The organism is Synechococcus sp. MIT S9504, assembly GCF_047497135.1.
Lineage (GTDB): Bacteria > Cyanobacteriota > Cyanobacteriia > PCC-6307 > Cyanobiaceae > Synechococcus_C.
Genome location: NZ_CP138942.1, coordinates 331795 through 353731, shown reverse-complemented (window position 1 = coordinate 353731; position 21937 = coordinate 331795). Strand labels below are relative to the sequence as shown.

The 21937-nt window shown below is 49.1% G+C and carries 29 protein-coding genes; 16 read left to right on the top strand and 13 right to left on the bottom strand.

Annotated features, from left to right (window positions below):
* Positions 1-175 precede the first annotated feature (175 nt).
* From SIB58_RS01940 to SIB58_RS01915, 6 genes are all read left to right on the top strand, one after another.
* The gene (locus tag SIB58_RS01940) at positions 176-1606 is read left to right on the top strand and encodes a phage terminase large subunit (RefSeq protein ID WP_156486831.1); all 1431 of its coding nucleotides are present in this window, start codon (positions 176-178) and stop codon (positions 1604-1606) included.
* Positions 1606-1881 carry a hypothetical protein gene (locus SIB58_RS01935; protein ID WP_067327660.1) on the top strand — a complete coding sequence of 92 codons (276 nt, stop codon included), beginning with the start codon at positions 1606-1608 and terminating at the stop codon, positions 1879-1881. The genes SIB58_RS01940 and SIB58_RS01935 overlap by 1 nt, the downstream gene beginning before the upstream one ends.
* A gap of 188 nt (positions 1882-2069) precedes the next feature.
* On the top strand, positions 2070-2306 hold the full coding sequence (locus tag SIB58_RS01930) for a hypothetical protein (protein ID WP_156486830.1): 237 nt from the start codon (positions 2070-2072) through the stop codon (positions 2304-2306).
* Between the two features lie 222 nt (positions 2307-2528).
* A complete protein-coding gene (locus SIB58_RS01925) occupies positions 2529-3554 on the top strand; it encodes a phosphotransferase family protein (RefSeq protein WP_067327658.1) in 1026 nt (341 codons plus the stop codon).
* A 519-nt stretch (positions 3555-4073) separates the two neighbouring features.
* Entirely contained in the window at positions 4074-4277 is a 204-nt protein-coding gene (locus SIB58_RS01920; protein ID WP_231857212.1) for a Nif11-like leader peptide family RiPP precursor, read from the top strand.
* A gap of 337 nt (positions 4278-4614) precedes the next feature.
* The gene (locus SIB58_RS01915; RefSeq protein ID WP_074159399.1) at positions 4615-4872 is read left to right on the top strand and encodes a Nif11-like leader peptide family natural product precursor; all 258 of its coding nucleotides are present in this window, start codon (positions 4615-4617) and stop codon (positions 4870-4872) included.
* A 141-nt stretch (positions 4873-5013) separates the two neighbouring features.
* Here the strand turns inward: SIB58_RS01915 and SIB58_RS01910 are convergent, their stop codons facing one another.
* The 5 genes from SIB58_RS01910 to SIB58_RS01890 all read right to left on the bottom strand — a co-directional run bounded on the left by SIB58_RS01910 (position 5014) and on the right by SIB58_RS01890 (position 7273).
* Positions 5014-5259, bottom strand: a complete 246-nt coding sequence (locus tag SIB58_RS01910) for a hypothetical protein (protein ID WP_156486828.1) — start codon at positions 5257-5259, stop codon at positions 5014-5016.
* Between the two features lie 170 nt (positions 5260-5429).
* On the bottom strand, positions 5430-5612 hold the full coding sequence (locus SIB58_RS01905; protein ID WP_067327650.1) for a hypothetical protein: 183 nt from the start codon (positions 5610-5612) through the stop codon (positions 5430-5432).
* A 121-nt stretch (positions 5613-5733) separates the two neighbouring features.
* Positions 5734-5988 carry a Nif11-like leader peptide family natural product precursor gene (locus SIB58_RS01900; RefSeq protein WP_074162620.1) on the bottom strand — a complete coding sequence of 85 codons (255 nt, stop codon included), beginning with the start codon at positions 5986-5988 and terminating at the stop codon, positions 5734-5736.
* Positions 5989-6472: 484 nt separating this feature from the next.
* Positions 6473-6757, bottom strand: coding sequence for a Nif11-like leader peptide family natural product precursor (locus SIB58_RS01895; RefSeq protein ID WP_074162621.1), 285 nt, complete (start codon positions 6755-6757; stop codon positions 6473-6475).
* A 252-nt stretch (positions 6758-7009) separates the two neighbouring features.
* On the bottom strand, positions 7010-7273 hold the full coding sequence (locus tag SIB58_RS01890) for a Nif11-like leader peptide family natural product precursor (protein ID WP_066912397.1): 264 nt from the start codon (positions 7271-7273) through the stop codon (positions 7010-7012).
* A 527-nt stretch (positions 7274-7800) separates the two neighbouring features.
* On the opposite strand from SIB58_RS01890, the gene SIB58_RS01885 reads away from it, so the two are divergent.
* The 3 genes from SIB58_RS01885 (at position 7801) to SIB58_RS01875 (ending at position 9620) form a co-directional block, all read left to right on the top strand.
* Positions 7801-7998, top strand: coding sequence for a Nif11-like leader peptide family natural product precursor (locus SIB58_RS01885; RefSeq protein WP_066912351.1), 198 nt, complete (start codon positions 7801-7803; stop codon positions 7996-7998).
* Between the two features lie 594 nt (positions 7999-8592).
* Positions 8593-9048, top strand: coding sequence for a hypothetical protein (locus SIB58_RS01880; RefSeq protein WP_197461226.1), 456 nt, complete (start codon positions 8593-8595; stop codon positions 9046-9048).
* A 233-nt stretch (positions 9049-9281) separates the two neighbouring features.
* On the top strand, positions 9282-9620 hold the full coding sequence (locus tag SIB58_RS01875; protein WP_066912357.1) for a hypothetical protein: 339 nt from the start codon (positions 9282-9284) through the stop codon (positions 9618-9620).
* Between the two features lie 260 nt (positions 9621-9880).
* Here SIB58_RS01875 and SIB58_RS01870 read toward each other — a convergent pair whose 3' ends face one another.
* From SIB58_RS01870 to SIB58_RS01860, 3 genes are all read right to left on the bottom strand, one after another.
* The gene (locus tag SIB58_RS01870) at positions 9881-10699 is read right to left on the bottom strand and encodes a hypothetical protein (protein ID WP_156486827.1); all 819 of its coding nucleotides are present in this window, start codon (positions 10697-10699) and stop codon (positions 9881-9883) included.
* Between the two features lie 233 nt (positions 10700-10932).
* The gene (locus tag SIB58_RS01865; protein ID WP_067327644.1) at positions 10933-11859 is read right to left on the bottom strand and encodes a hypothetical protein; all 927 of its coding nucleotides are present in this window, start codon (positions 11857-11859) and stop codon (positions 10933-10935) included.
* Positions 11860-12389: 530 nt separating this feature from the next.
* Positions 12390-12869, bottom strand: coding sequence for a hypothetical protein (locus tag SIB58_RS01860; protein WP_066912366.1), 480 nt, complete (start codon positions 12867-12869; stop codon positions 12390-12392).
* A 3-nt stretch (positions 12870-12872) separates the two neighbouring features.
* On the opposite strand from SIB58_RS01860, the gene SIB58_RS01855 reads away from it, so the two are divergent.
* Positions 12873-13133, top strand: a complete 261-nt coding sequence (locus tag SIB58_RS01855) for a hypothetical protein (protein WP_197461577.1) — start codon at positions 12873-12875, stop codon at positions 13131-13133.
* Positions 13134-13164: 31 nt separating this feature from the next.
* Positions 13165-13998, top strand: a complete 834-nt coding sequence (locus SIB58_RS01850) for an NAD-dependent epimerase/dehydratase family protein (RefSeq protein WP_369813465.1) — start codon at positions 13165-13167, stop codon at positions 13996-13998.
* A 755-nt stretch (positions 13999-14753) separates the two neighbouring features.
* Here SIB58_RS01850 and SIB58_RS01845 read toward each other — a convergent pair.
* Positions 14754-14996 (bottom strand): DUF3104 domain-containing protein, encoded by a 243-nt coding sequence (locus tag SIB58_RS01845; RefSeq protein WP_156486825.1) that lies wholly within the window; start codon positions 14994-14996, stop codon positions 14754-14756.
* Between SIB58_RS01845 and SIB58_RS01840 the strand changes: the two genes are divergently transcribed.
* The 3 genes from SIB58_RS01840 to SIB58_RS01830 all read left to right on the top strand — a co-directional run bounded on the left by SIB58_RS01840 (position 14982) and on the right by SIB58_RS01830 (position 17089).
* Positions 14982-15356 (top strand): hypothetical protein, encoded by a 375-nt coding sequence (locus tag SIB58_RS01840; protein ID WP_156486824.1) that lies wholly within the window; start codon positions 14982-14984, stop codon positions 15354-15356. The genes SIB58_RS01845 and SIB58_RS01840 overlap by 15 nt on opposite strands.
* 559 nt (positions 15357-15915) lie before the next feature.
* Positions 15916-16161, top strand: coding sequence for a Nif11-like leader peptide family natural product precursor (locus SIB58_RS01835; RefSeq protein ID WP_066912379.1), 246 nt, complete (start codon positions 15916-15918; stop codon positions 16159-16161).
* A gap of 610 nt (positions 16162-16771) precedes the next feature.
* Positions 16772-17089, top strand: a complete 318-nt coding sequence (locus SIB58_RS01830) for a hypothetical protein (RefSeq protein WP_066912382.1) — start codon at positions 16772-16774, stop codon at positions 17087-17089.
* A 435-nt stretch (positions 17090-17524) separates the two neighbouring features.
* Here SIB58_RS01830 and SIB58_RS01825 read toward each other — a convergent pair whose 3' ends face one another.
* Complete coding sequence (locus SIB58_RS01825) at positions 17525-18064, bottom strand: reprolysin-like metallopeptidase (protein WP_231884241.1); 540 nt, start codon at positions 18062-18064, stop codon at positions 17525-17527.
* A 945-nt stretch (positions 18065-19009) separates the two neighbouring features.
* On the opposite strand from SIB58_RS01825, the gene SIB58_RS01820 reads away from it, so the two are divergent.
* Complete coding sequence (locus tag SIB58_RS01820; protein ID WP_082823465.1) at positions 19010-19183, top strand: Nif11-like leader peptide family RiPP precursor; 174 nt, start codon at positions 19010-19012, stop codon at positions 19181-19183.
* A gap of 566 nt (positions 19184-19749) precedes the next feature.
* On the opposite strand, the gene SIB58_RS01815 is transcribed toward SIB58_RS01820, so the two are convergent.
* From SIB58_RS01815 to SIB58_RS01805, 3 genes are all read right to left on the bottom strand, one after another.
* Positions 19750-19977, bottom strand: a complete 228-nt coding sequence (locus SIB58_RS01815; protein WP_082823464.1) for a DUF1651 domain-containing protein — start codon at positions 19975-19977, stop codon at positions 19750-19752.
* Positions 19978-20189: 212 nt separating this feature from the next.
* Positions 20190-20360 (bottom strand): hypothetical protein, encoded by a 171-nt coding sequence (locus tag SIB58_RS01810; RefSeq protein WP_156486823.1) that lies wholly within the window; start codon positions 20358-20360, stop codon positions 20190-20192.
* 319 nt (positions 20361-20679) lie between these two features.
* The gene (locus SIB58_RS01805) at positions 20680-20850 is read right to left on the bottom strand and encodes a hypothetical protein (RefSeq protein ID WP_156486822.1); all 171 of its coding nucleotides are present in this window, start codon (positions 20848-20850) and stop codon (positions 20680-20682) included.
* Between the two features lie 29 nt (positions 20851-20879).
* Here SIB58_RS01805 and SIB58_RS01800 point away from each other — a divergent pair, with 29 nt between their 5' ends.
* Entirely contained in the window at positions 20880-21362 is a 483-nt protein-coding gene (locus tag SIB58_RS01800; protein ID WP_186538612.1) for a Dps family protein, read from the top strand.
* Positions 21363-21937 lie beyond the last annotated feature (575 nt).

Sequence of the window (21937 nt, the reverse complement as noted above, 5' to 3'; positions counted from 1 at the left end):
TCCCTTTCGAGGACATCCCAGGTCGACCTCTGCCCCCTAAAACCCAGTCATAGCCTTGAAATCCCTTGGCACGACTGGAGAATTTCTTGCCTAATAAGCAATTAACGCTCGATTCGACCCCTTGTGACAGTCCCGCCGGCATGGCACAAGGCTTCATTCAGCGGAGGTTGATCTGATGACTGCATCTGCACCTCAGGCGATCACGCCCATACCAATGCAGGCAGACATGCAGCGCGTGCCGCTCGATCACGATCTGATCGCTTGTGGGGGCCGTGGCTCCGGCAAGAGTTTTGGCGGTGAGCTGGTGGTGACCAGGGACAGCACCGTGCTGAAAGAGCGATTCAACTGCCTGATCGTTCGTCGGAGTTATGCCGGCCTGCAGGAACTGAGCAACAGCCTCAGTCGCACGTTGAGCGCGACCTATGGCCAGGTGGTGCTGAGCTTCAACAAATCGGATTGGACGTTGCGCCTGCCGACTGGTGGTGTCATCGAGTTGGCGTACCTAGACCCGAGCAGGCCACAGGCAATGCTTCGGCAGCAGGGCCGCTCACGCACAACGATCTGGGTCGATGAGGGCGGCCAGTACAGCGACCCGGACATGCTCGATCAGCTGCGGGCAACGCTGAGGGCACCACAGGGAACACCAACCCGAATGATCTTCACGGCCAACCCCGGACAGCAGGGCCATGCGTGGATTCGTCAGCGATGGGTGCAACCGGCAGGGTTCCCAGCACCAGGGCAGCCAGTGCGGTTCTTCTGCGAGGACACAGCAAGCAGCACGGTACATATCGGCAGCAACATCAGCGCCAATCCATTTCTGGATTTCGAGCAGACCAGACGGCAGATCGAGATTGCAGCTGGTGGTGACCCTGAGTTGCTGCGGGCCTGGCTTGAGGGCAGCTTCAAGGGTGATGTCACCGGGAGCTTCTTTGGTGATGCGATGAGTCGCCGGCGCAATCTGCTGGAACTGAATGGTGGTGATCGGCCTGAGATCCCAAGGGGATCACGGCTGCTGTGCTCGTTCGACTGGGGGATTGCTGCACCAAGCTGCGCAACGCTGTTCATCGTCAATCACGCGCTGTTGCCGAAGGGCAGCCTGTTCGCGATTGATGAGTGCTATTTGGCCAAGGCAACCAGGGCTGGCGAGCCCGATTGGAATGCAGGTCTGGGCGCGAGCAATCTGCAACAGGCGCAGATTTTGCAGGAATGGATCAATCGCTGGGGATTGGAGCCACAGGATCTGAAGTGGATTGCAGATGACGCGTGCTGGAACAGGACCGGCCATGCGCTGACGATTGGCGATGAGTTTCGGAAGGGCGGGATTCCGTTTATCAGAGCTGGGAAGTCGTCAGTGACTCAGGAAGCGGGACTGTCCAGGTTGCACACGATGTTGTGGGCGACTGATCGTGATGAGAGCCAGCCGTGGGTGAAGGCAAGCCGAAGGTGTCGTGCGTTTTGGGAGCTGACTCCGCTGCTGGCGAGGGACACCAAGAAGCGGGAGCTGCTGGATCCCACTGCGATCACTCACAGCATTGATACATGGCGCTATGCGGTGAACTACTGCCAGAGGCCTTATGCGGTGGGTCGTGGCCCGAGGGTGTGGTGATGGATATTGTCGTAAAGGGAGAGCGTGCAGTTGTTGGCGATTGTGTGCTGCTGAGTTGTGGCGATAGCGAGCGAAGTATGAGCGTGCATGATGTGGATGGATGTCAGATCAGGCTTGATGGAGAGGTGAAGAGTATTGAGCGTGATTGGTGCAAGGTTTTAGTTCAGGCTGAGGAAAGCTCTGATTACTTATTCGGTGATGCACACAAGGTTGAGGAATGTGGAGTTAACAGAGAGGGTGCATGTATGGAGCAAGGTGAATGCAAAGCAGATTGATCGAGTCAGGCGATATGGAAATGATGAGTGCGAGTTCTGGGCACCGTTAGGGGAGAGCAGTTTTTAGGGCTACCCAAACGGGGGAGTCAGGCGGGTGGAAGACCACCTGAATGGGTGATGTGGATTCTGTTTAGTTCGGCGATGCTGAATACATCGGAGGGATGACCTCCACTATCCACATCTAATAAATGAAACTTTCTGCTTTTGCTGCTATCGCTGCTGTTATCGGTGGTTCATTTTTAATCCCATTTCCTGCTGAAGCTAGGAATGGTTGGATATATGCAGCCAAAGGCGATTTAAATACCCATTACGTTAACAAAATGGGTCACCAAGGACCACAAGTGAAATTCCATTGGAAAGCAACTGGTCCTGGCGGATGGGACAAAGTTCACTTGGCTGACTGCAATAGCTGGAAAGTAAGATAGATCAAGGGCCAAGCAGTAAGTGAGTGGCATGAAGCTCTGCCAAGAACGGTTACAGAGGGCGTTCTTCTAAAAGTTTGCCGCTAATCCTTTGTCGGGAAGCCTGATGCCATCGCGAGGTGACTGAAAGCAATACAAAACCCTTTAAGGGAAAAGCAGGACAGTTTGGCAGTGCTGATCCCTCTCCCGACAAAACAAAACCTAAAAACTAATTATCATAAACGCATGGATCACACCGAAATTTCTAATCAAACTATCAGCGAGAGGGGAAACGAAAACTTTGATGTAAGTGCCCGTTTTTTATCGTATCTCCACTCTGAGCGCACAGACATTACAACCTATGAGATAGCACCTACACCCCTGACGGGAGGCATTGATTCTCGAATTTATCAATATAAACTTGAAGGAAAGCAGCCAAAAGTGCTGCGTATTTTGCCATCGACTCGTGACGCAAAGGAGCTATTTCACCTCCAAACAGTTTATAAGACCCTAAGCATTCATGGAATAAATGTCCCTCTAATTCATAGTGTCTGCGATGATAAATCTATTCTGGGCGGCTGTTTTGCTGTAATGGATTTGTTGCCAGGAAGTACGCTGTCTGCGCAAGAGCCAGAAATTCAAGCGAATGTCATTGGCAAAACAATGGCAAACATGCATAATTTAGAAGTAAATCCAATTATTGACGAACTCAAGGAGTCAGGAATTCCTGAGGAACATTTTTTATCTCCAGCGGTTTTGAAAAACCAATTGAATGTTTTCGAAGAGAATTATCCCTGGACGTCAGAGCATATCTACTGGCTTCGCGATAGATTACCGCTTGCTGGCGGCAAGCTATCAATCATTCATGGCGATTATCATGCTGGAAATTTAATGTTTGAAGATGGTTTAGTAACGGGAGTATTAGATTGGAATTTTTTAATCGCCGACCCTGCAATTGATCTGGCACATGTTGTAAATCTCTGTTTGTTGTATGCACACCACGTCATAAAGGGCTTAACCATGGATTTCCTTGAGAACTATCGCGCACAAGTCTTGAAGTCTTATTGCAAAATCATGCCCGTTGATAACGAGTTGATAAAGGCTTTTCGAGTTCTGGAGTTATTAAAGGTTCTATGTTTTTCCGATAAAATGCCAGAACAATTTCAAAGCGCACAAGCGCAGCGTGATTTTATTGACTTTATTGAAGGGGTAACTGGCCTGCCCCTCGAGTTTGAACATTTGACAGGCAAAATAAAAACTTTGAGTCAATAAGGTCAATTGCGATTGATCTGATTTTTCTGAATAAACTCTTCGCCAACCTGAAGCTGGAACAAGTGTTCATATCCGAATCGACTTTTTGGAAAGCTGTCGCTGAAATAGTGCTTTGTGGCTTGCAGAAATAACTATGTGCCAATCAATCAGACAATCCTTATGCGCAAGGTGTTTAATATCAAATTCCGTGAAACAGTATAACTCTGAATGGAGGCTTTAATGTTTAAAAACTATAGGCATGGAAAGTAAATCCTCGAAAGAATGTAAATTAATAAATCAACTTAGCGGGTCGAGCTGATGTCGACATCAGCGAATGATCTAGAAAGTCATTATAAATGCTTAAGTAACGGGTGACAACCGCCGCAGTGAACCGATATGGCTTGGAGAAAAGCGCCCCGCTAAGTAAGGGGTTTTTCATTGCCTACTTCCGACAGCTGCTATGACTGCTGAACAGACCTGATACCCATGTCCGAAGAACAACTTAAGGCATTCATCGCCAAGGTTTAAGCCGATACTTCACTGCAGGAACAGCTCAAGGTAGAAGGCGCTGAGATTATTGCTATTGCCAAAGCTGCTGGGTTCTCGATTACCACAGAAGACTTAAACAATCATCGCCAAAACCTGTCTATGTCTGATGATGAGCTTGAAGGTGTCGCTGGTGGGACCGGCAACAATACGTTGACGAACAGATGCAAATGTACCGGGGCAGTCTGCGGCGGCTGAAGTGAGATCGACAACCTAAACACTGGAAATTGCCAACCCACGACAGACTAAACACTGAAAGCCACTTTTATTGCAGGGGCTTCTTATGGCTTCAATCACCCCAAAAAGACCATCAATCAGCCCTCAATACCTGGCACGATTGTGCGCAATTGAGTAGTAATTAGGCAGACGAATCCGTTACTGACCTAAGTAGTGACAAGGTTCTGATCGATTCACCAGATGCGCACCAGAACTTCACGGATTACGCACCAGTGCCGTGTAGTGGGGTTCACCAGAAGGGCTGTGATCTTGAAGGAGTCCAGGGGGCAACGGCTCCAAACATTCACTCCTTAGAACCATGACACAAGAACAACTCGCAGCTTTCCTGGCTAATGCCAAAGGCAACACCAGCCTTCAGGAGCAACTCAAAGCCGGAGCTGATGTCAATGCTGTTGCTGCAATTACTAAAGAAGCAGGATTTAACATCCATGTTGATGGCCCCAACAAGGCTCAGTCAAGACTTTCAGAAAAAGAACTGGAAGGTGCGGCTGGTACTAGAGCTGAAACATGTGAATGGTCAGCGTCATGTGATCTATGTAAATGTTGGTTTTGCTGAACAGGACACATGTTGACAACGAAAATAAGATCTTGATTTTGCGTTTGTAGACTACTCATCGTCTAATGCCCCTGCCACCACGGGACTTTTTATTGCTTGTATAGCCTGACGTACACCATCAATCAGCCTTCATTACCTGGCTCAATTGAGCGGAGCAAGTATTAGCCAATGACACTTCAGCAGACCGTTGCTATGACTGCTGAACAGAATTGCGCTGTTCTCTCTGCCTGCAGCAACAGCATCAGTAGCGATCTGCTCCAACATCTGCACTTTGCTGGCGAGCATGTCGACTCGATCAATATCGCTGAGATCAGACTTCACCACATTTCTAGCTTCGGGAACGTATCGATGAGCCTGTTCTGCGGAGAGCCCCCAAGTTCTAGTCACATGGTGCATCAGTTGCCATTGTAATAACCACTTCACAATCAGATTGGCCAGCTGTTCAACGCGTGCTGTCTTCTAAGCCTTTGTGCATTTCTCTCCCATGCGTCAATTCTGACATCAGAGATTGATGCCAACGAGGTCAAGACATCGATACTGTCGACCGATGGCCCTCGCTAACTCCATGTGTAACCAACTTGCAAACGGGTGATCCGCTCACTGCGGAACATGACATTCAAACCAGTCAAGGCCGAGCCGATGGATGTCGACAACAGCCACATGGCTGAAGCCACGGCATACATGGCAATCACGATCAGGAAGGGCTTCACACCCTGGACAGTCGGCAGCAGCGAGGCCATTTCAGTCTGGTGATCATCACTTCTCTTCAACGACAAGACTGAAGCGTTGAGGAGACAGGTGTTCCCTTTACCGAATCAAAAATTGCCCTCAAAAGAGGGCAATTTGCCAATATCTATGACCTTATTTTTCAGGATAACCGACTTCATGAGGGAGGGACTGCTTGCAAACACATCCCCAAGAACAGCTTTTCTCTGCCCTGGCAGCTCCACCGCCGGCAACCGCTTCAAGTTCCTGTGCTGAAAGGGAATCACCTGCGTATAAATCATCCACAGGAACTGTGTAACCAAGTTCCTTGGCTATTTCAGCGACAGCCTGGGGACTTGTTGCTGCTTTAAGTCTAGACCGCAGACCTTCGTCAGCTGAAACCCGCTCCATGAAGGCATTGAGTTAATCCTTTGACATCAGAAATAAAAGCTTAATTTAACTTTATAGCTATATCTTCTGAAACAATTAGGTGAAATTGGAGCCAAAATCGGGTTAATTTAATTGCCTGAGCGGGTTCATTTTTTACAGGCAATTCTCGGCTCTGTTCCGATGGCTGATTACGTTCGGAGTTACAAAAACTCAGACGAGAGCTTGACACTGCTTTGGTGTCAATGAGATTTCGCCTAATTGAGCGAAAAGGGCAGTACTCATCACTAAGCAGCAGGCCTGACGATTCCAGATCTTGACGGGCGAGAAAGAGCGCTGGACACTCATCAATACCACGAAATCTTACACAGCTGTTGCGCTCAATCGTGCCAAGCATTGAGGGATTGTTCATGGGCTATTAGGGATGATTAAAGAAGTAAAAAGCCCCTGCCAATACTGGGGCTTTGAATGAGTAGAGCCAACCGAGTATTAGAAAACTATAAACCAACTATGATAATTTACCTCGCCTTATAAATAAAATACCAAAACTAACGCATACAATTCTCCCTCCAGCTGCGCCCTCCAGATCCCCTTCAGAAATCTCTGTTTGAGCCTTATTGTTTAGGTCATCAGTGGAAATACCAAATCCTGCTTCTTTGGCAATGGAAGCAACAGCATTGATATCAGCCGCTACTTTGAGCCTTTCCTGCAGGCTGGTGTTGCCTTTGGCGTTAGCGATGAAAGCTGTGAGTTGTTCTTGTGTCGTGGTTCTAAGGAGTGAACTTTTGGAGATGTTGGCACCTCGATTCCTTCAAGATCACAGCCCTACTGGTGAACCCCACTACACAGCTACGGTGCAGGCCCAGGTAAGTTCTGGTGAGCTTCTCGTGAATGACTCAGAACTAAGGAAACATCTAGTTGGGCAACGCTTGTACTTACCTGATTACTGCTCAACTGCGCTCAATCGTGCCAGGTGTTGGAGGGAGATCCACGGTGGGCATGGGGTAGTCAAAGAAATAAACCTCCTCCCGTAAATACAGGGGCTTTAAGGCTGTAGGCTCCTACTTTCAGGATTATCATTACAAAACCCAGCAGAATTAAGAATGTTGGTTCCACCAGCTGTGCCTTCCAGCTCTTCTTCAGAAATCTCTGATTGAGCGTTCCTCAAATCGTCGGCAGATATCATAAATCCTGCCTCCTTTGCATTCGCCACAACATCATCAGCATCGGAAGCTGCTTTCAGCTTCTCCTGAAGCGTGGTGTCGCCTTTGACCTTTGCGAGGAAGGCTTTGAGTTGCTCTTCTGACATGGGTGATTGAGCAGTACAAAAGTCATAGCGATGGCCAGCAGCAACGTCACCCATGCTCAGGGCACTGTTTTCAGCTATTGAATTTCCACAGGAACAATTTGGCATCAGATTACTCCCTCGAACCAGCCGTCTTCCACCACCTGTTTCCAGTTCGCCATCGCCGGCGCACTTCATCTGCTCCAACGAGACCTGCTGATCGATTCCTGGACAGACAATGACCCATTGCTTCGGAAGCAGTTGCTCTTTGCGTTTGCAAATGGCCGTTACAATATGACCCCGAAATTGCAAACCAAAATGCATACGCAGTGAAGAGCTAGATCCCCAGAAGCCTGTCACAGCCACTTGTTCTGGACTCAAACGCATCTGCCTTCTAAGCAGTCGGACGATGGTTCGAATCCATCATGGGTCGTCAGTCAGAGCAGGGATTCTCGGGAAGTCCGGGAAACCTTTTTTATACCGAAAGGCAAATACGGGAAAAATGCTGAAATCCTGACTGCAACTTTTCCTTTCGCCTTCGAACCAAAAACATGATCAGTCAGGAACTAGAGCGCTTCTTTCTTATGGTCGCGGGCAGCAAAGATTTGCAGCAGCAACTAAAATCCACCAAAGAATTTGCAGATGCCGCACAACTTGCGCGAGACCTGGGATTTCAAATCACAGACGCTGAAGTGATGCTGGCTCAAGCGTATCGGATTCTCTCCATTCCGATTAGGGACCAAGATTAGACAGCCCAGAGGTATCAGGCTGAATTCGGTGCACAATGGGGTCGAGGTGGACAGAGCTACCTCAATGCCACGGGGCACTGGTTGAACATGATGGATCAGTGGCAACAGCTCACGGATTGTCAAATCACGCGATGATTAAAAACCCACCCGATCAGTACAGACGAAACAGTGGCGGACATTGCCAGTCGATGTGGTATTGATAAATGCGAACTTCTTGTCTTTTTGGCTCAGCAAATTTTGACTCTCAATGACAAGCAGCTGGCCGTCATGGCCTCAGGAAAGCAAGGAGTAGCTCCCCTGTAGCACTGCTTAGGTCCAGGCCAATCGTCTTCCTGTTGTTCTCTTTTGACGATGACCTTGGCTCTGCATCCATAGATACCCCCAACACGAGCGGAGTTTCTATTTCCTGCTCTAAAGGAAGGAGGGAGCTGTTAATAGATTGCAACTGGGTTCTGAGCCATTCACAAGATGCTCACCAGAACCTATTGGGGTCTTCACCAGAGCTGTGCAGTGGGGTTCACCAGAAGGGCTGTGATCTTGAAGGAGTCCGGGGGAAAACTCCCCCACACATCACACACTTAAGGCTGACTTCTCATGATTAACCAGTTTCTTTCCACAGTCGCTGTTCTTGGTGCAACGACACTCTCCACCGCTATTCCCGCAATGGCTCACATGCAGCCCACTCAGGAAAACCATGCCAACTATGCAGGCTATTGGCTATTGATTCAGACCTACACCACTGCTCCCAGCCACACGCTTGAGCCCACGGCAGCTGAACCTGAGGGTGCTGTCGACCTGGCACATCAGAAACGGGTGCTGGATTCTTTTGGCCTTACACGGGAGACCATGGATAAAGCGCCTCTCGCCACAAAGCTTGAGTTGATCAAGCAGAACAATTTCTCCTTCGTTGAAGCAGAAGCAACCGGTTCTGAGGTACTTCCAATGCCCTCTATACAAGTCTGTGAAGCTGCTGGAAAGGAAGCTGTCAACAAGCTGACAGTCCCATCTTTCATGACAACAGCCCGTTACACTTGCTTGCCAGGGCGATGATAATTTGTCAACAACACAATCAGTCAACCCTGTAAATTTGCTGTTGACATTTTGACCTTCATCCATTCCAGCTAAAAAAACCGCCGCGCCGCGAGCGGTTTTTTTAATGCTTCAATGACACCTACAAGCCCTTAGATCAAATATCAATATCAGGCGAGATTGAGCGCAGTTGAGCAGAGATAGATAAAACCAAATTTTTAGAATGGTGTGTTGATTTGGGACTTTCAGCCTGCATGAAATTCACACCAAAGCAGATTCAATTATTGAATCAAGCTTGCAAGATGACAGGCATTGATTCGAGCAAGATCAGCCCGACTAATCCATTCGAGAAGAGTGGATCTACTGCGGGGATGTTGCAGGCAGCTATTAGCGAAATAGATCCAGCACAAGCTGCTAGGTGGCGTGTTGATGCTGGTGGATCGCTGAGTGTGGCGACGATGGCGGAGCTGCAGGGCGGTGAGGAGCTAAGTGCTGCGGCGCAGGTCAATCTTTGGAACGATGATCCTGAATTTATTGCTGAGTTCCAACATAAGCGAGCGAGAAGCTTCGATGCGCGTCTAGAGGGGCTTTAAAATTTTTCGGCAACTGCGCTTAGATATGGATGAACCTTTCTCCAGCCGTAAGCAAAATGCGCTTGCGCTCATATCTCAGTTAATAAGTCGTCTGCAGTGAAGGCATTAAATCGATGGAAATCATCTCATGTCCCGAAACACAGGCTCAACTCAAAGCTGAAATCTTGAAGCATGACTACCAGAGCCACTGATGTGAAAAAGAAGGCTGAACTCAGCCGATAAGAATGCCAGATCAGAAACAAAGAGACGCTTGCGTAGATCTATAGATCCATGAAATTATTAGTTGAACTTTGCAAAGAATTTTTCCAAAAATTTGATTGATTTATCCCGGAAAATAGATTTCCTTCAAAACCAATTTGGGGGTCAAATCCTTTTGAAAGATTGGTTAGATCCCCTCCCAAGGAATTGGGAGAAAATTCAAAAGAATTGAGACTTTCCCAATCTGTTTGCAATAGATCCGCTCTTACCTTAAGTGCTCTTGAATTGCTAAGTGCTGCCTGAAAAGGGCCAAAGAAGGCTGGAACTAGTGCAGATCCATCAGAAGCAGTGCCATCAACAAAAGCACTGACACCTGTAATCGGATCAGTACCACTATTCCCAGGGACGCTGCTTCCAGGATCAGTCGGATTACTTCCACTCCCACCAGGGACGCTGCTTCCAGGATCAGTCGGATTACTTCCACTTCCACCAGGAACGCTGCTTCCGGGACCAAACGGATTGCTTCCACCACCACCAGGAATACTGCCGTCAGGATTGGGATTAGGACTACCACCACCACCAGGAACGCTGCTTCCAGGATCAGTTGGATTACTTCCACCCCCATCAGGTGTTCCCGGCATCTCGGGCACGGGATCGAGTGAACCAGGACCGTCACCAAACTCTTCTGCAGTTAAATCCACATCGGCTGCTGGAGTGGTTGGACGATCAGGGGCAGAAGAATTGGTCTCCTCCAATTCGAAAGGCAACAATCCCGGCAATTCATTGTTGATTTCTTGTGGTTTGTAACCCCACTTTTGCAATTTTCTCGCTGTTTTCTTGTTTAGAATTTTTCTCAAGTTGACATTGGACTCAGCAAACACCTCGCCCGTATTAATGTCGATTATTCCAGCAGCATATTGTGTATTTTTTGAATCACCTGCAGTCAGCGCATTTAAAGAAAGATTATCGAAAGAAATGAAATTCTTTGATCCTTTTCGGGATTAAAAATATCGCTAAAAACGGCTCTTGTATTCGAGTCTTATGGAAATCCGAATTGCCGCCTTGGTCTACCATCTTTCTCCCAAACTGCAGCTACATATGATGCATCGCGCCCTTACGAAGCGTTTCCATAATGTTTATATGCAACGAAAGAAGATTCCTCATTTTTTCCTTTCCATTGAAGACCATTAGATTTGCCAAATCTTCCAAACCCCCTAGACCTTAATCGTCTTGTGAAAATTTTTGTTTCTTGTTCAAAAATACTTGATTCAGTTGTTAATCCTGGAACACCTGCAATACCCTCAGGTTCAAGCGGTGGCTTTTCTATAGCCAAATCGCCGCCGGGTTCTAAAGTGATTTTAAATATTTGAGCACCAAGGTCGAAACTTGTTACGCCAAAACCAGCGTTCCCCACCTCCCCCTTTCTACCAATCAGGTTGATCACTACAACATCACTGCCGCTTGCAAGTGATGTTTTAAAAGGAGCCTCAAATTGAACAACTGGCAATACATTAGGCCCCAAGGTTGACAAGAATGGTGGAGGATCAGAAAATGACGTTAGCCACGTAGCACTTTCAATTGGCCTAAGACCGGATGCATCATTAGGCACATCAAAAAGAGCTAACCCAAGGGTATTGACTAAAGGATCTCCGTTGCTGTCTGCTAAATCGTAAATTGAATCCAGTTGTTCAGTCGTAAGAACTGAATTATCATTATTAATCCAACGGATATTCACTAACCCAAATTCTTTGCCATCTTCTTCTATCCAGTCGATGTCTACATTAAAAGGAAGCTTGGTCTCATTTCCTTTAATTTCCCAATCCGTCGAACCTGGATATCCTTCAAATTCATCACCGAAAGTCTCAAAACCAAAATTAGGGTTAAATCGTGGGTAGTCAGGTGCTTCCAAGCCTAGTGGAAATGTCAATGGCACTTCTCCACTTGGTTGGTTAGCCGTTCTTACAACAAAAGTGCCTGCAACTAATGGCGGTTGTCCGCCAAAGCCGAATGCAAATCCAAGTATTTTTCCTTCCAGAGACATTGAGGTGAATCAATTGATACAAGCATATTTTTACTTCGTGAGAATTGGATCAAGGCTTAATTAGCTGAACATTAGAATTGCGCGAGAAAAGCCTGAATAGGCCATTTCCAAAGCAATCAACAACTAGCCGGAGGGCTGAGAGCATTACCACCAGGGCTCGTTGCCAAGATTTGCTGCAAAGAGGAATGAACGCCGTGAAGTGAGGCAACAATTCGCTCTTACAGCAGATTGATCAGAGTTTGAACCGATGTGAACGTGGGTTGATCATCTGTCGATAGCACGATGCAGCGCCTGCATGGCTGAGCACGACATGCCAGAAGCAATTGGATGGAGGGGTACCGGCCTCTTCGACTCCTTCAAGATCACAACTCTTCTGGTGAATCCAACTGCAAACCTTTGGCGCAGACCTAGCGAAGTTCTGGTGTGCATCTGGTGTATGGCTCAGAACTTAGCTTCCACCTGGGCGGACACCATTTCCCGCCACCACTCTTCTGCATGATTTGCCAGGCAGAGTGCCACCCGTGCATTAATTATGAAATGGATGTCATCAGTCCCTTTGAATCTCCTGTCTCGACGGTAAATCGTCCCCAGCGCTTTCCATGATCCACAATATTGAAAAACTCGTTGTTTGATCTTCCCTTAAAGTAAGCCATGGTTAGCTCATCATTTCCCGCAGCAGATGGGAATATTGACTTCATCAATCCATTTTTCATAAGCTCCCAATGACCAACCTCCTCTCGGCCATCATGCATCCTTAAGTAAGCTGCACCCCTAGGCTCTAAGTAAAGAGAATACTCATCCCCATCCTGCAAAACGCCAACTAACGTGTTACCAATCATGAGATGTTCAATTTCACTCAAATGCAGCTGTTTTGTTTCTTGTGTAAGTGAGATCGAATTAGCCTCTAAGGATTGCTCCACAGACGTCGCATTGGCGATCAGGGGTAGTGACACACCCACGGCCATCCCTCCAGAGAGCAAGTTGCGCCGGGAAATATTTTTTTCATCCATGGCATGAGAGCTTTTCTTAAAGCAATAGCATGCTCTCTCGGTGCATGGCGATCAACCAGTGGCCTGTCCTTGTTCGACATCGGTGGAGTCTGGCCACCATTGGAATCAGACTGGCGGCTGGCTGATCTTCTGCATGCCGATTCCCTGGTCCAGCACCTCAACCTGGCCCGCTGCGTGTCGTTGACCCGTGAACGGGATCTGGGGGCTGGCGCAGTGGCCATGGCCGGCGCACTTCATCTGCTCCAGAGGGACCAGACTTCCTAAATTCAGCTCCTCCCTCAACCAAACCATGGGGATGACAATCGTTGGTTGCGGATATCTCGGGGAGGCCGTGGCACGTCAGCTGCAACCCCGCAGACCGGCACTCTCCCTGACGTTGACCACAACCGTGACCGAACGGCATCCAGAGCTGACCGACCTCGCCGATCAGCTGCTGCTCTGTGACGCCACGGAGCCTGTACAGCTGCTGGCGGCTTTGCAGCACAACCGCACAGCTTTGTTCTGTCTTGCCCCCAGAGGAAATCGACAAGTGAATGCTGATGGCTACCGCCTGACATTCATTGAAAGTTTCCGCTGCCTGAGATCCCTGTTGCCTGATCTGCCTCACCTGCATCAGATCATCTACACCGGCAGCTGTTCGGTGTATGGCGACGCCGGAGGCGACTGGGTGCATGAATCGACAGCGCCGGCTGCCGAAACTGAGCATGGTGCAGTCTTGCTGGAGAGCGAACGACTGCTCGCCGATATGGGAGACAGCAAACGGCGAGTATGCATCCTCAGACTCGGCGCCCTGTATGGACCAGGCCGCGATCTGGATGATCGGCTCAAAGGGCTGGCCGGCAGTGAGCGAACTGGAGATGGGCGCTCATTCAGCAACTGGGTCCATGTACATGACGCCGCCGGTGCCTTGATCGCTGCCATGGATGGTGGCTGGAACGGCGTTGTGAATGTGGTGAACGACGAACCGATCCGCATGCGAGATCTGGTGGACCGCAGTCTGAAGCGCCAACGACTGGACCCAGTGCACTGGAGCGGCGGGCCAGCACCAGTCTCCGGCAACGGACGCCGCATCCGTAACGACAAGCTCAAGGCCCTCGGCTACCGGCTGAAGCACCCGATGCTGAACTGAGAAAGAGCAAATGCCTACAAAGCAGTAAGTCGATCAAGAAAAAAAACGGATTCAGCTCGCTTTCCCTATCCAGAAACGTCCATGTCAAGGTCGCACCCAATCGACCTAAGCAATAAAAAACAAGTCACAGTCGTAAAAACCCCTGCTACGAATGAGCTGATAATTGCCTTCTAAGCAGTCGGTCGATGGTTTGAGTCATCAGAGGGCGTCAGTTACAGCATGGCCTCTCAGCCAGTCTCCCCCCCGCCACTAGGCGGGTCTTTCTTGCCCTGAGGCAACGCCGCCATGGCTTCGGCGAGGCTGGTTTCAAGTCGAGCGAAGCAGACGAACTGGTCGTATCTGCCTTGCCAAATACGTTTTAAATGTGGGTCATCAGGCCACTTTGTACTGGCTGTTCTCCAGGCTCCCCAGTGCCATGCCCCCTGATTCCCTGAATCCCTGAATCCCTGAATCCCTGAATCACTTGTTAAGCGCTAATAGTTTCTCTACCCATACTTCCGTCTCGACAATTCCAAAGATATTGACTGTTTGCGAGTGCTAAACATGTGCAACGAGGCTCTCTCTTTTCAGGCACTCTATCCGTGATTACGACGTCATCTTTTCATGATACAAGACGATCGTAAACACATACACTCTTGAAACAAAAATCGTCGTTTACAAATTGCTCGGCAATGCTGTTTCGACCAACGCACGGTGCAGCTGAACCAGGCATTATTTCTAGCGCTTCGCCTGCTGCAATTGGCTTAATTGCTGTATTAATTGCCAAGCCCAATGCGAGCAAAATAGATTCTCATGCAATTTGCTTTCATCTGAGAAGAACCATTTTTCCAACTCCTGAAATAAGCTTGCTCACATCTATGGCTGTCATCAGTTCTTAAGCCCATTCCCTGAGGAAGAATTAGAGTTACCAGATCAGCTTTGATCCAGCGGATCACGCATGAGTTCACATCGGTGATCTGGAAGAGGTTGTGGATCTTCCGATCATGGGCAACCCCCACCTGTCAGCAATTGTGGATGGACATGATGCGACCTTCACCAACGATCTTGTTGAAGATTTCGATGACGTGCTGAACGTCGTGAGCCGTTGTGACCCAGGTGCGACGGTTGCCTTTGCGATCCATATAGACACAGTCGTAGTGCTTGACGGACATACGCTGCTGTGTGGTTTATATGTTCATGGTCTAGCCATTTCCATTGGCGGAAGCGGTCGCGGTGAATACCGGCTGGGATGGAGAAGAGGCTGCCTGGTCCCGAGCCAACACTCTCTTGGCCGCAACGGGCGCAACCAAGCCAAGCTCGGCATCATGCGCGGACTGAAGCCAGCCCAATACTCCGAGGACTTTCCAATGCATTACTGACCTTTTCTGTTGCCATCGTCCCATTGCCTTCGAAGGCACAAGAAAGAGCGCTGGCGAGAGAGTGATGGTGAAGTTCAACATAAACATTTTAGACACCATGAATAAACCCCTTAACGACACAAGCACATGAATTTGGCGTCTACAAAATCTTTTGACCTGCAATCTATAATTTTACATTGATCAAAAGGGCATCACGAAACCCGCCATGGCTAACAAGCTCCAAAGCCAATATCACCTAGAATTTACAATGCTTCGAAGAGAGACATAGCAGTCTATATGCAATCTTTAGAGCCACGTGATTATATAGACGACCCAGAAGACAATGTAAAGCATTCGGCCCAAGGCTCATTCTTCCAAAATCCCAAGGGCTTCCAATAAGCACCCCCAGGTAACGAATTATTTTTCAAAAATATGTTTTCTGACTGGCAATTTCGGCCAATGCTCACTCTGCTGCAGCCATCAACTCCGACTCCCTGGCACGAACAGATCGGATGGGGTTCTGGGTACGGATGACGCTGCTGCTGGCCATGGCTAAGTCTTCTGTACTGGTTAATCACCCATGTCCGAAGAGCAACTGAAGGTCTTCCTCGCCAAAGTAAAATGTGATTCAACTCTTCAGCAGAAACTAAAAACAACAAAGTCACCAGAAGATGTAGAAACTATCGCTAAAGAACACGGTCACGAATTTGGTTCCTTGCATCTTAGTCAACTCTGCAAAGAGGAACTAGATGGCGTGGGTGGCGGGAAATTCGAGTGGCACGAAGCAGATGCACCCTTAATAGGTTATCCCATTGATGATCTTTGACAAAGAAAAGATCTGACGCTGCAGCACATCTTTGCTGTAACCGCTGAACAGACCTGCTACCCATATCAAAAGAACAACTCAAGAGTTCTTTGAAGGAGTCAAAAACGACGAAGATCTGCACGAAAAACTGGACGCAGATAAATCAGCCGAAGAAGTGGGAAGCATTGGTATAGAACACAACAATGAGTTTTCTACTGACGGCTTTAATCAGTTGAGCAATGAAGAGCCAGAAGGAGTCGCCAGGGCAAGAGTTATAGCCCAACAAACGCAATCATTCAGGGCAACAAATACATGTTATGAAAAATGCGGCTCTGAATATCCAGGATCCGCCTGACAAATGCGCCACAACTTTTACGAAAGCTAAAACCAATCAGACAACACCACACAGCGTGAACATCAAAGCAAATCACCCTAAAAAATAATTACCTAAGCGACCAATTACCAAGCCATAACCGGAAACAAAAGTCCAGCAGGATACCAACTTAATGAGTACAACTAATCAAACAGGTACACAATCAGTAGTGAAAATCCTGAAACGGGGTCGCAGAATCGAGCCTTGAGGAGGAGAGGAATTCTATTCAATTGAGGAGTGATCTACTGCGCTTCAACGATGCCGACTGCTCCTCACCGGTGGAGTCAATACGGTGGATTAGACGAAGCTGTACGGGCAGATGAAATGCTGATGCGAAAGGTGTTAAAACCAGAGTTGAATCACATAAACCAAAGACTCGAACCCATGAAAAACGTTGCTTTGGGCTTGATTTGCATTCTCACCAATGCAATGCCCGCCATTGCCTGGGAACCTGGAGATGACTGGCGGGATGACCAATGCGAATCGGTTATCGATGGAGCCGACAGGGTTGCCAATGTCTGTAGAGGTGTTTACGGGAGAGGAGAAGTATTTTTAGGTATTTACTGGAATGACTGAGCTGAAGTCGTAGGCCCCTGCAACGCAACTGAAAGCTGGCCGATGGAGTACCGAGGGCTATCACGCGTCGATGCATATGACTGGCTTATTGGGTATTGCGGTTGGTGAGCCATGAGTTCAAGATTGCCGTTAAAAAGAATCCCAGGGTTAGTCAGTGATTCACTTTGGGTGGAATTCCCCTTCCCTCGAGATTTCCTCGATAAAACGTCATGACCTGCTGGTATGACACCGTTTCCAGCCACCTGTCTTCGGCATGGTTTCCCATGCCTCGATGACGTTGTGCCTGGGCATTCGTCTGACCATGGGCTGACCAGCTTCGCGGTATGGCCTGGGCTTAACGAGCACCCACTATGCGTGTGAAGTTGGCATGTCATTTCTGAAACTTAATCATTATCTGATAAACCTATTACCGCATTGATCGCTCAAGCACCTCCCTCATTCCGAACCCCAGATTCTCCGCAATACAGCAATGTCATAATCAGTAAAAAACTGAGGAGGACTTCCGGGCTGTGGTTTGTAGGCCATTACTGTCACCCCAGCATGCGCCGAGGCACTTGAAAAAGGCTGGTTGTCATAGAGACAATCTCCATCCACATCGGAGAAGGGGTGTTCAAGGCCAAGAGCATGGCCAAATTCGTGCAGAAATAACCATACGGGATCTTCTTGACCTGAAGCTATTCCTCGACACCCATTTAAAATCATGATGTATTGGGTACCTTCGTTATTCTGGGCAACAGCCCCCTCTTTTCCGTCGTTCTTGTCGCAGTATCCCAGAATTACTAGGTCAGCATCTTTGGCATTCCGAACCTCCCTGAAATCAAGACTGATCAAGCGATCGGTGGCCCTAATCAGCTCGATGCCAAGGGCTTTTTCTTCATCATAGAAAGGATCTGACTCGATAATTTGCCATGGGGAGCCAGGTTTAATTACTCCTTTTGCATTGCCGTACACCACTTGATAGCGACGTCTCCGCATTTCAAAGAAATAGTTTATCGATGTGCGTCCTACAAGGAACTCCTGGTCTGCAGCATTCCATGGTGCTATTAGAGCCCGAGCTGTGGGTTGGTTGTCACAATATTCAGCGAGAGCTGGCAGAGGTCCCATTAACCAAAAGCAAGCTGCAGTGAATAACGTCCATCTCTTCATAGTGAATCTTGCTCAGATTTCCAGTAAAAATAAAGCGACAACTCAAAAGCAAACCAGTCTCAAGAAGTATATGGCAAAAACATACTGATTATACTCAGTTTTACCTGAGTTATAAAAGCTGCAGACCATTGCTTCCCGGGCGTTCATCAATCAACCGACACCATTCTTGGGCGCATGCCTGTCGACTAGTGGCCTTTTCCTTATTGGGCATCGATGAAGCCTGTAGGGATCTGACACCCTGCGCGCCAAGACTCTGCTTTAAGGGGCGGAGATCCACATCAGAAGCACCCGTCTGAAACCTGCCCTCCCAGCGAAAGACCAACTGCTCTCAAGGCAGTTGGTCTTTCCACCAAAAAACTGGAGCCACTGCCTGAAATAGCTCCAGTAATCACCTGTGCAGGGTCGCCTCTTATCAACCTCAGGTATTCAAAACAAAGTGATAGCAATGAAAACCCTTTCTACAACTGGTCTGAAAATTACCTTCTAAGCAGTCGGTCAATGGTTCGAATCCATCAGGGGTCGTCAGTTAAAGCAGGGCTATTCAGCCACGACCAACAGTCCTGAAAACGGTGAGGGTTTTGTGCCCTGGAGCCTTGGCGTCGCCAGCTTCTGCCTGAGCTGATTTCAGCCTGAAAAACGAGTCTGAGCCATTCACCAGAAGCTCACCAGCACCCCTTGAGTTCTTCACCAGAGCTGGGAAGTGGGGTTCACCAAAAGGGCTGTGATCTTGAAGGAGTCGAGGGGTCAGACCCCAAACATCCACACCTTGGAATCATGACCGAAAAACAACTTAAAGGTTTCCTGGCTGACGCCAAAGGCAATAGCAACCTTCAAGAGCAGCTCAAAGCAGCTGCTGATGCTTACGCTGTTGCTTTCATTACCAGAGAAGCGGGATTCAGCATCTCTGCAGACGACTTGAACAAAGCTCAATCGGAGATATCAGATTAAGAATTGGAGGGAGAAGTTAGAAGCAAAAGATTGGGTCCAGCCTTCTGCACTTTGGGTCAGTCACCGGCCATTAATAGTTGCTTGGATGGCGCACTGAAAAAGTGGTAATTGTCAGCCACTCATCCAAAGTCCCTGAAAACCTTTTTATTGCATGAGTCACATCCAAATCCTTTAAATCAGCCTCCAATACATGACACGATTGAGCACACTTCAGCAAAAACGGATAGAAACGACTTTTTAAAATGGGAAATTAATTAGGCACATTGCAGCCCCCACAAAGTCAGGTTTTGCCCTGAAGCGTCATCGTCCTCCGCTTATGACATACACCGACCCTAAGGGCTCGCCCCAGAATTTCTTTAAGCCTGAATATTTGACGATTATTTGACTTTTGCCATCTCTTTGATCAAATTTTCGATTGCTCCTGGCGATCCTTTGATTTTCTGAACTGCCCAAAGAGCTGACTCAAGGCTGTCGATGAAGATTTGGTTCTGAACCGAGAAATCAGTACCGGTCAGCTTGTAAGCCGTTTCTGAGCTCTCGTAATGAACAACGCACACTTGACGTTGTCACCAGGCAGCCCCAGAAACAGTCCATCCATAACGGCGCAACTCTTTCCAGAGCGCGATCGCATCCTCGTAACGCATGTTTCTTCGCGTCTTCAGGAGTGCTGGCTGTCCATCTCGCATTTCCCTGCAGTGGTCAACGATCACTCGAACGTCTTGCTCCCAGGCCTTCGGATCTCGATGGAACCTGACTGACCAGCACTTGTTCGCGTCCGTCAGCCAGCCTTCCATTTGATGCGATCTCGACAGACAAAAGCTACGTGAGGCGTCCTGTGTCGCCGGACACATAAGTCCTGCTCCCACGCTTCAGCACCTCTTTTCTGCTGGCAGCTTCAGCCACAGTCAAGCCATGGTTCATGAGGCAAACCAGAGCTTCACGGAGTTCTCATGGCTCGTGTCTCTCTTGTCTTAAGCAAAGCGGGCTGACAATCAGGCATAGCCATTCACTGATCAACCACTCCGGATGACAGAAGCAACCAGATCAATCCGGTGAACAGCAGATACCCAACGAGCACCGGATTGGGCCCGATGGTGATGATCAGCACGCAGGCGATGGTGGCGCTGGCCACAAAGCCGATCAGCGGATTCCACCTCTGTTCAGGGGTGGGCTTCAAGACTTGTGTTCGATCACAGGGCCAACGATGGCGACTTTGAGGCTGCCAGAAGAGGTCGATAGGAGTCTGTAACCAAATGCACCCGTTTGCACTGCTTGATAAGCCGCTACGAAAAATCATTGCGGAGGGGGGCCTTGCACCCTCTGATGGTGATCTCAATCCCCGGCAACACGGGATCTATGACCTTGATCCACAACGAGCCAGACAGCATCTGCTGACAATGGGCCCCTCCACCTGTCTTTGCTCTCCAAGCAGACTCAACCACGATCCAGCCAATTTTCTTATCCCTGGCAGGACCGCGTTGGCTATCAGATCGTGCTCAGCAATCAATGCAGCGCAGTGGGCCAGGTAGAAGGACTGGCTCCAGGAGATCGGCATGCAGGAAATCAATCAGCCGGGGAACATGCTCCAGCAAAGCCACTCCAACAAGGTCCTGAAACCGAACCTCGCAGGACGGTTGGCCTCCACCCAGGTGTTTTCGAGCAGGCATAGACCGATGAAGCAGCTCTATTAAGCCCCATGGAAAGCGCACCCCAGATCAACATCGGTATCCCTCAGGAACAGCGCGAGCAGATCGCTGCTGGGCTCAGTCGATTACTGGCTGACACCTATGTGCTCTATGGAAAAACGCATGGCTTCCACTGGAACGTGACCGGTCCGATGTTCAACACCCTGCATCTGATGTTCATGGACCAGTACACCGAGCTGTGGAACTCCCTGGACGAGATCGCCGAGAGAATCAGGGCTCTTGGCATCGTGGCCCCCTATGGCGGCGCGACCCTTGCCGGACTGGCATCGATCAAGGAAGTCAGCCAACCACCTGCTGCTCTCGACATGGTGCGCGAACTGGTGGCTGGCCATGAGGCCGTGGCCAGAACCGCTCGCAGCATTTTCCCCCTGGCGGAGGCCGCCAGCGATGAACCCACCGCTGACCTGCTGACCCAGCGGCTGCAGATTCACGAGAAAACCGCCTGGATGCTCAGAAGCCTGCTGGAGGACTGAAAAAGGCCTACTGGAGGGAAGCTATCCAATGGGAAATCCGAGCAGGATCAGTCGTGATCCCCATCCGTAGCGATGTGACGGCTTGTCATTCCAGAAACTACAGACCTTCCTCCCGGTCGTTCACTTACCAACCAACACCGTGCTTCGGTACATGGCGATCAACAGGTGAGCGGTCCTTGTTTGGAATCAAGCCATGTTGGATAACAGGAGCTGCCGCCATTAAGGCAAGATCAATAAGTACGGTTGGCTCCACACTGATCGATGGATGGTCTGAATCCATCAGGAAGCGTCAGTTACAGCATGGCTTTTCAACCTTCCCTTCCCTACTCATCGCAAGGGCTGTGCGCTGACGCTTGGCGATGAGTTTTGGAAAGGCGAGATTCTTTTTAAGCGTGCGGGTAAGACGCAGATGTCGGAGGAAGCGGACTGGCAGGCTGCGCGCGATGTTGTGAGCGACGGATCGTGATGAGGGCCAGCCGTGGCTGAAGGCGAGGCACGCCAAGAAGCGGGAGCTGTTGGACCTGACGGCGATCACGCACCGCATTGATACGTGACGGTAGGCGGTGCACTACTAC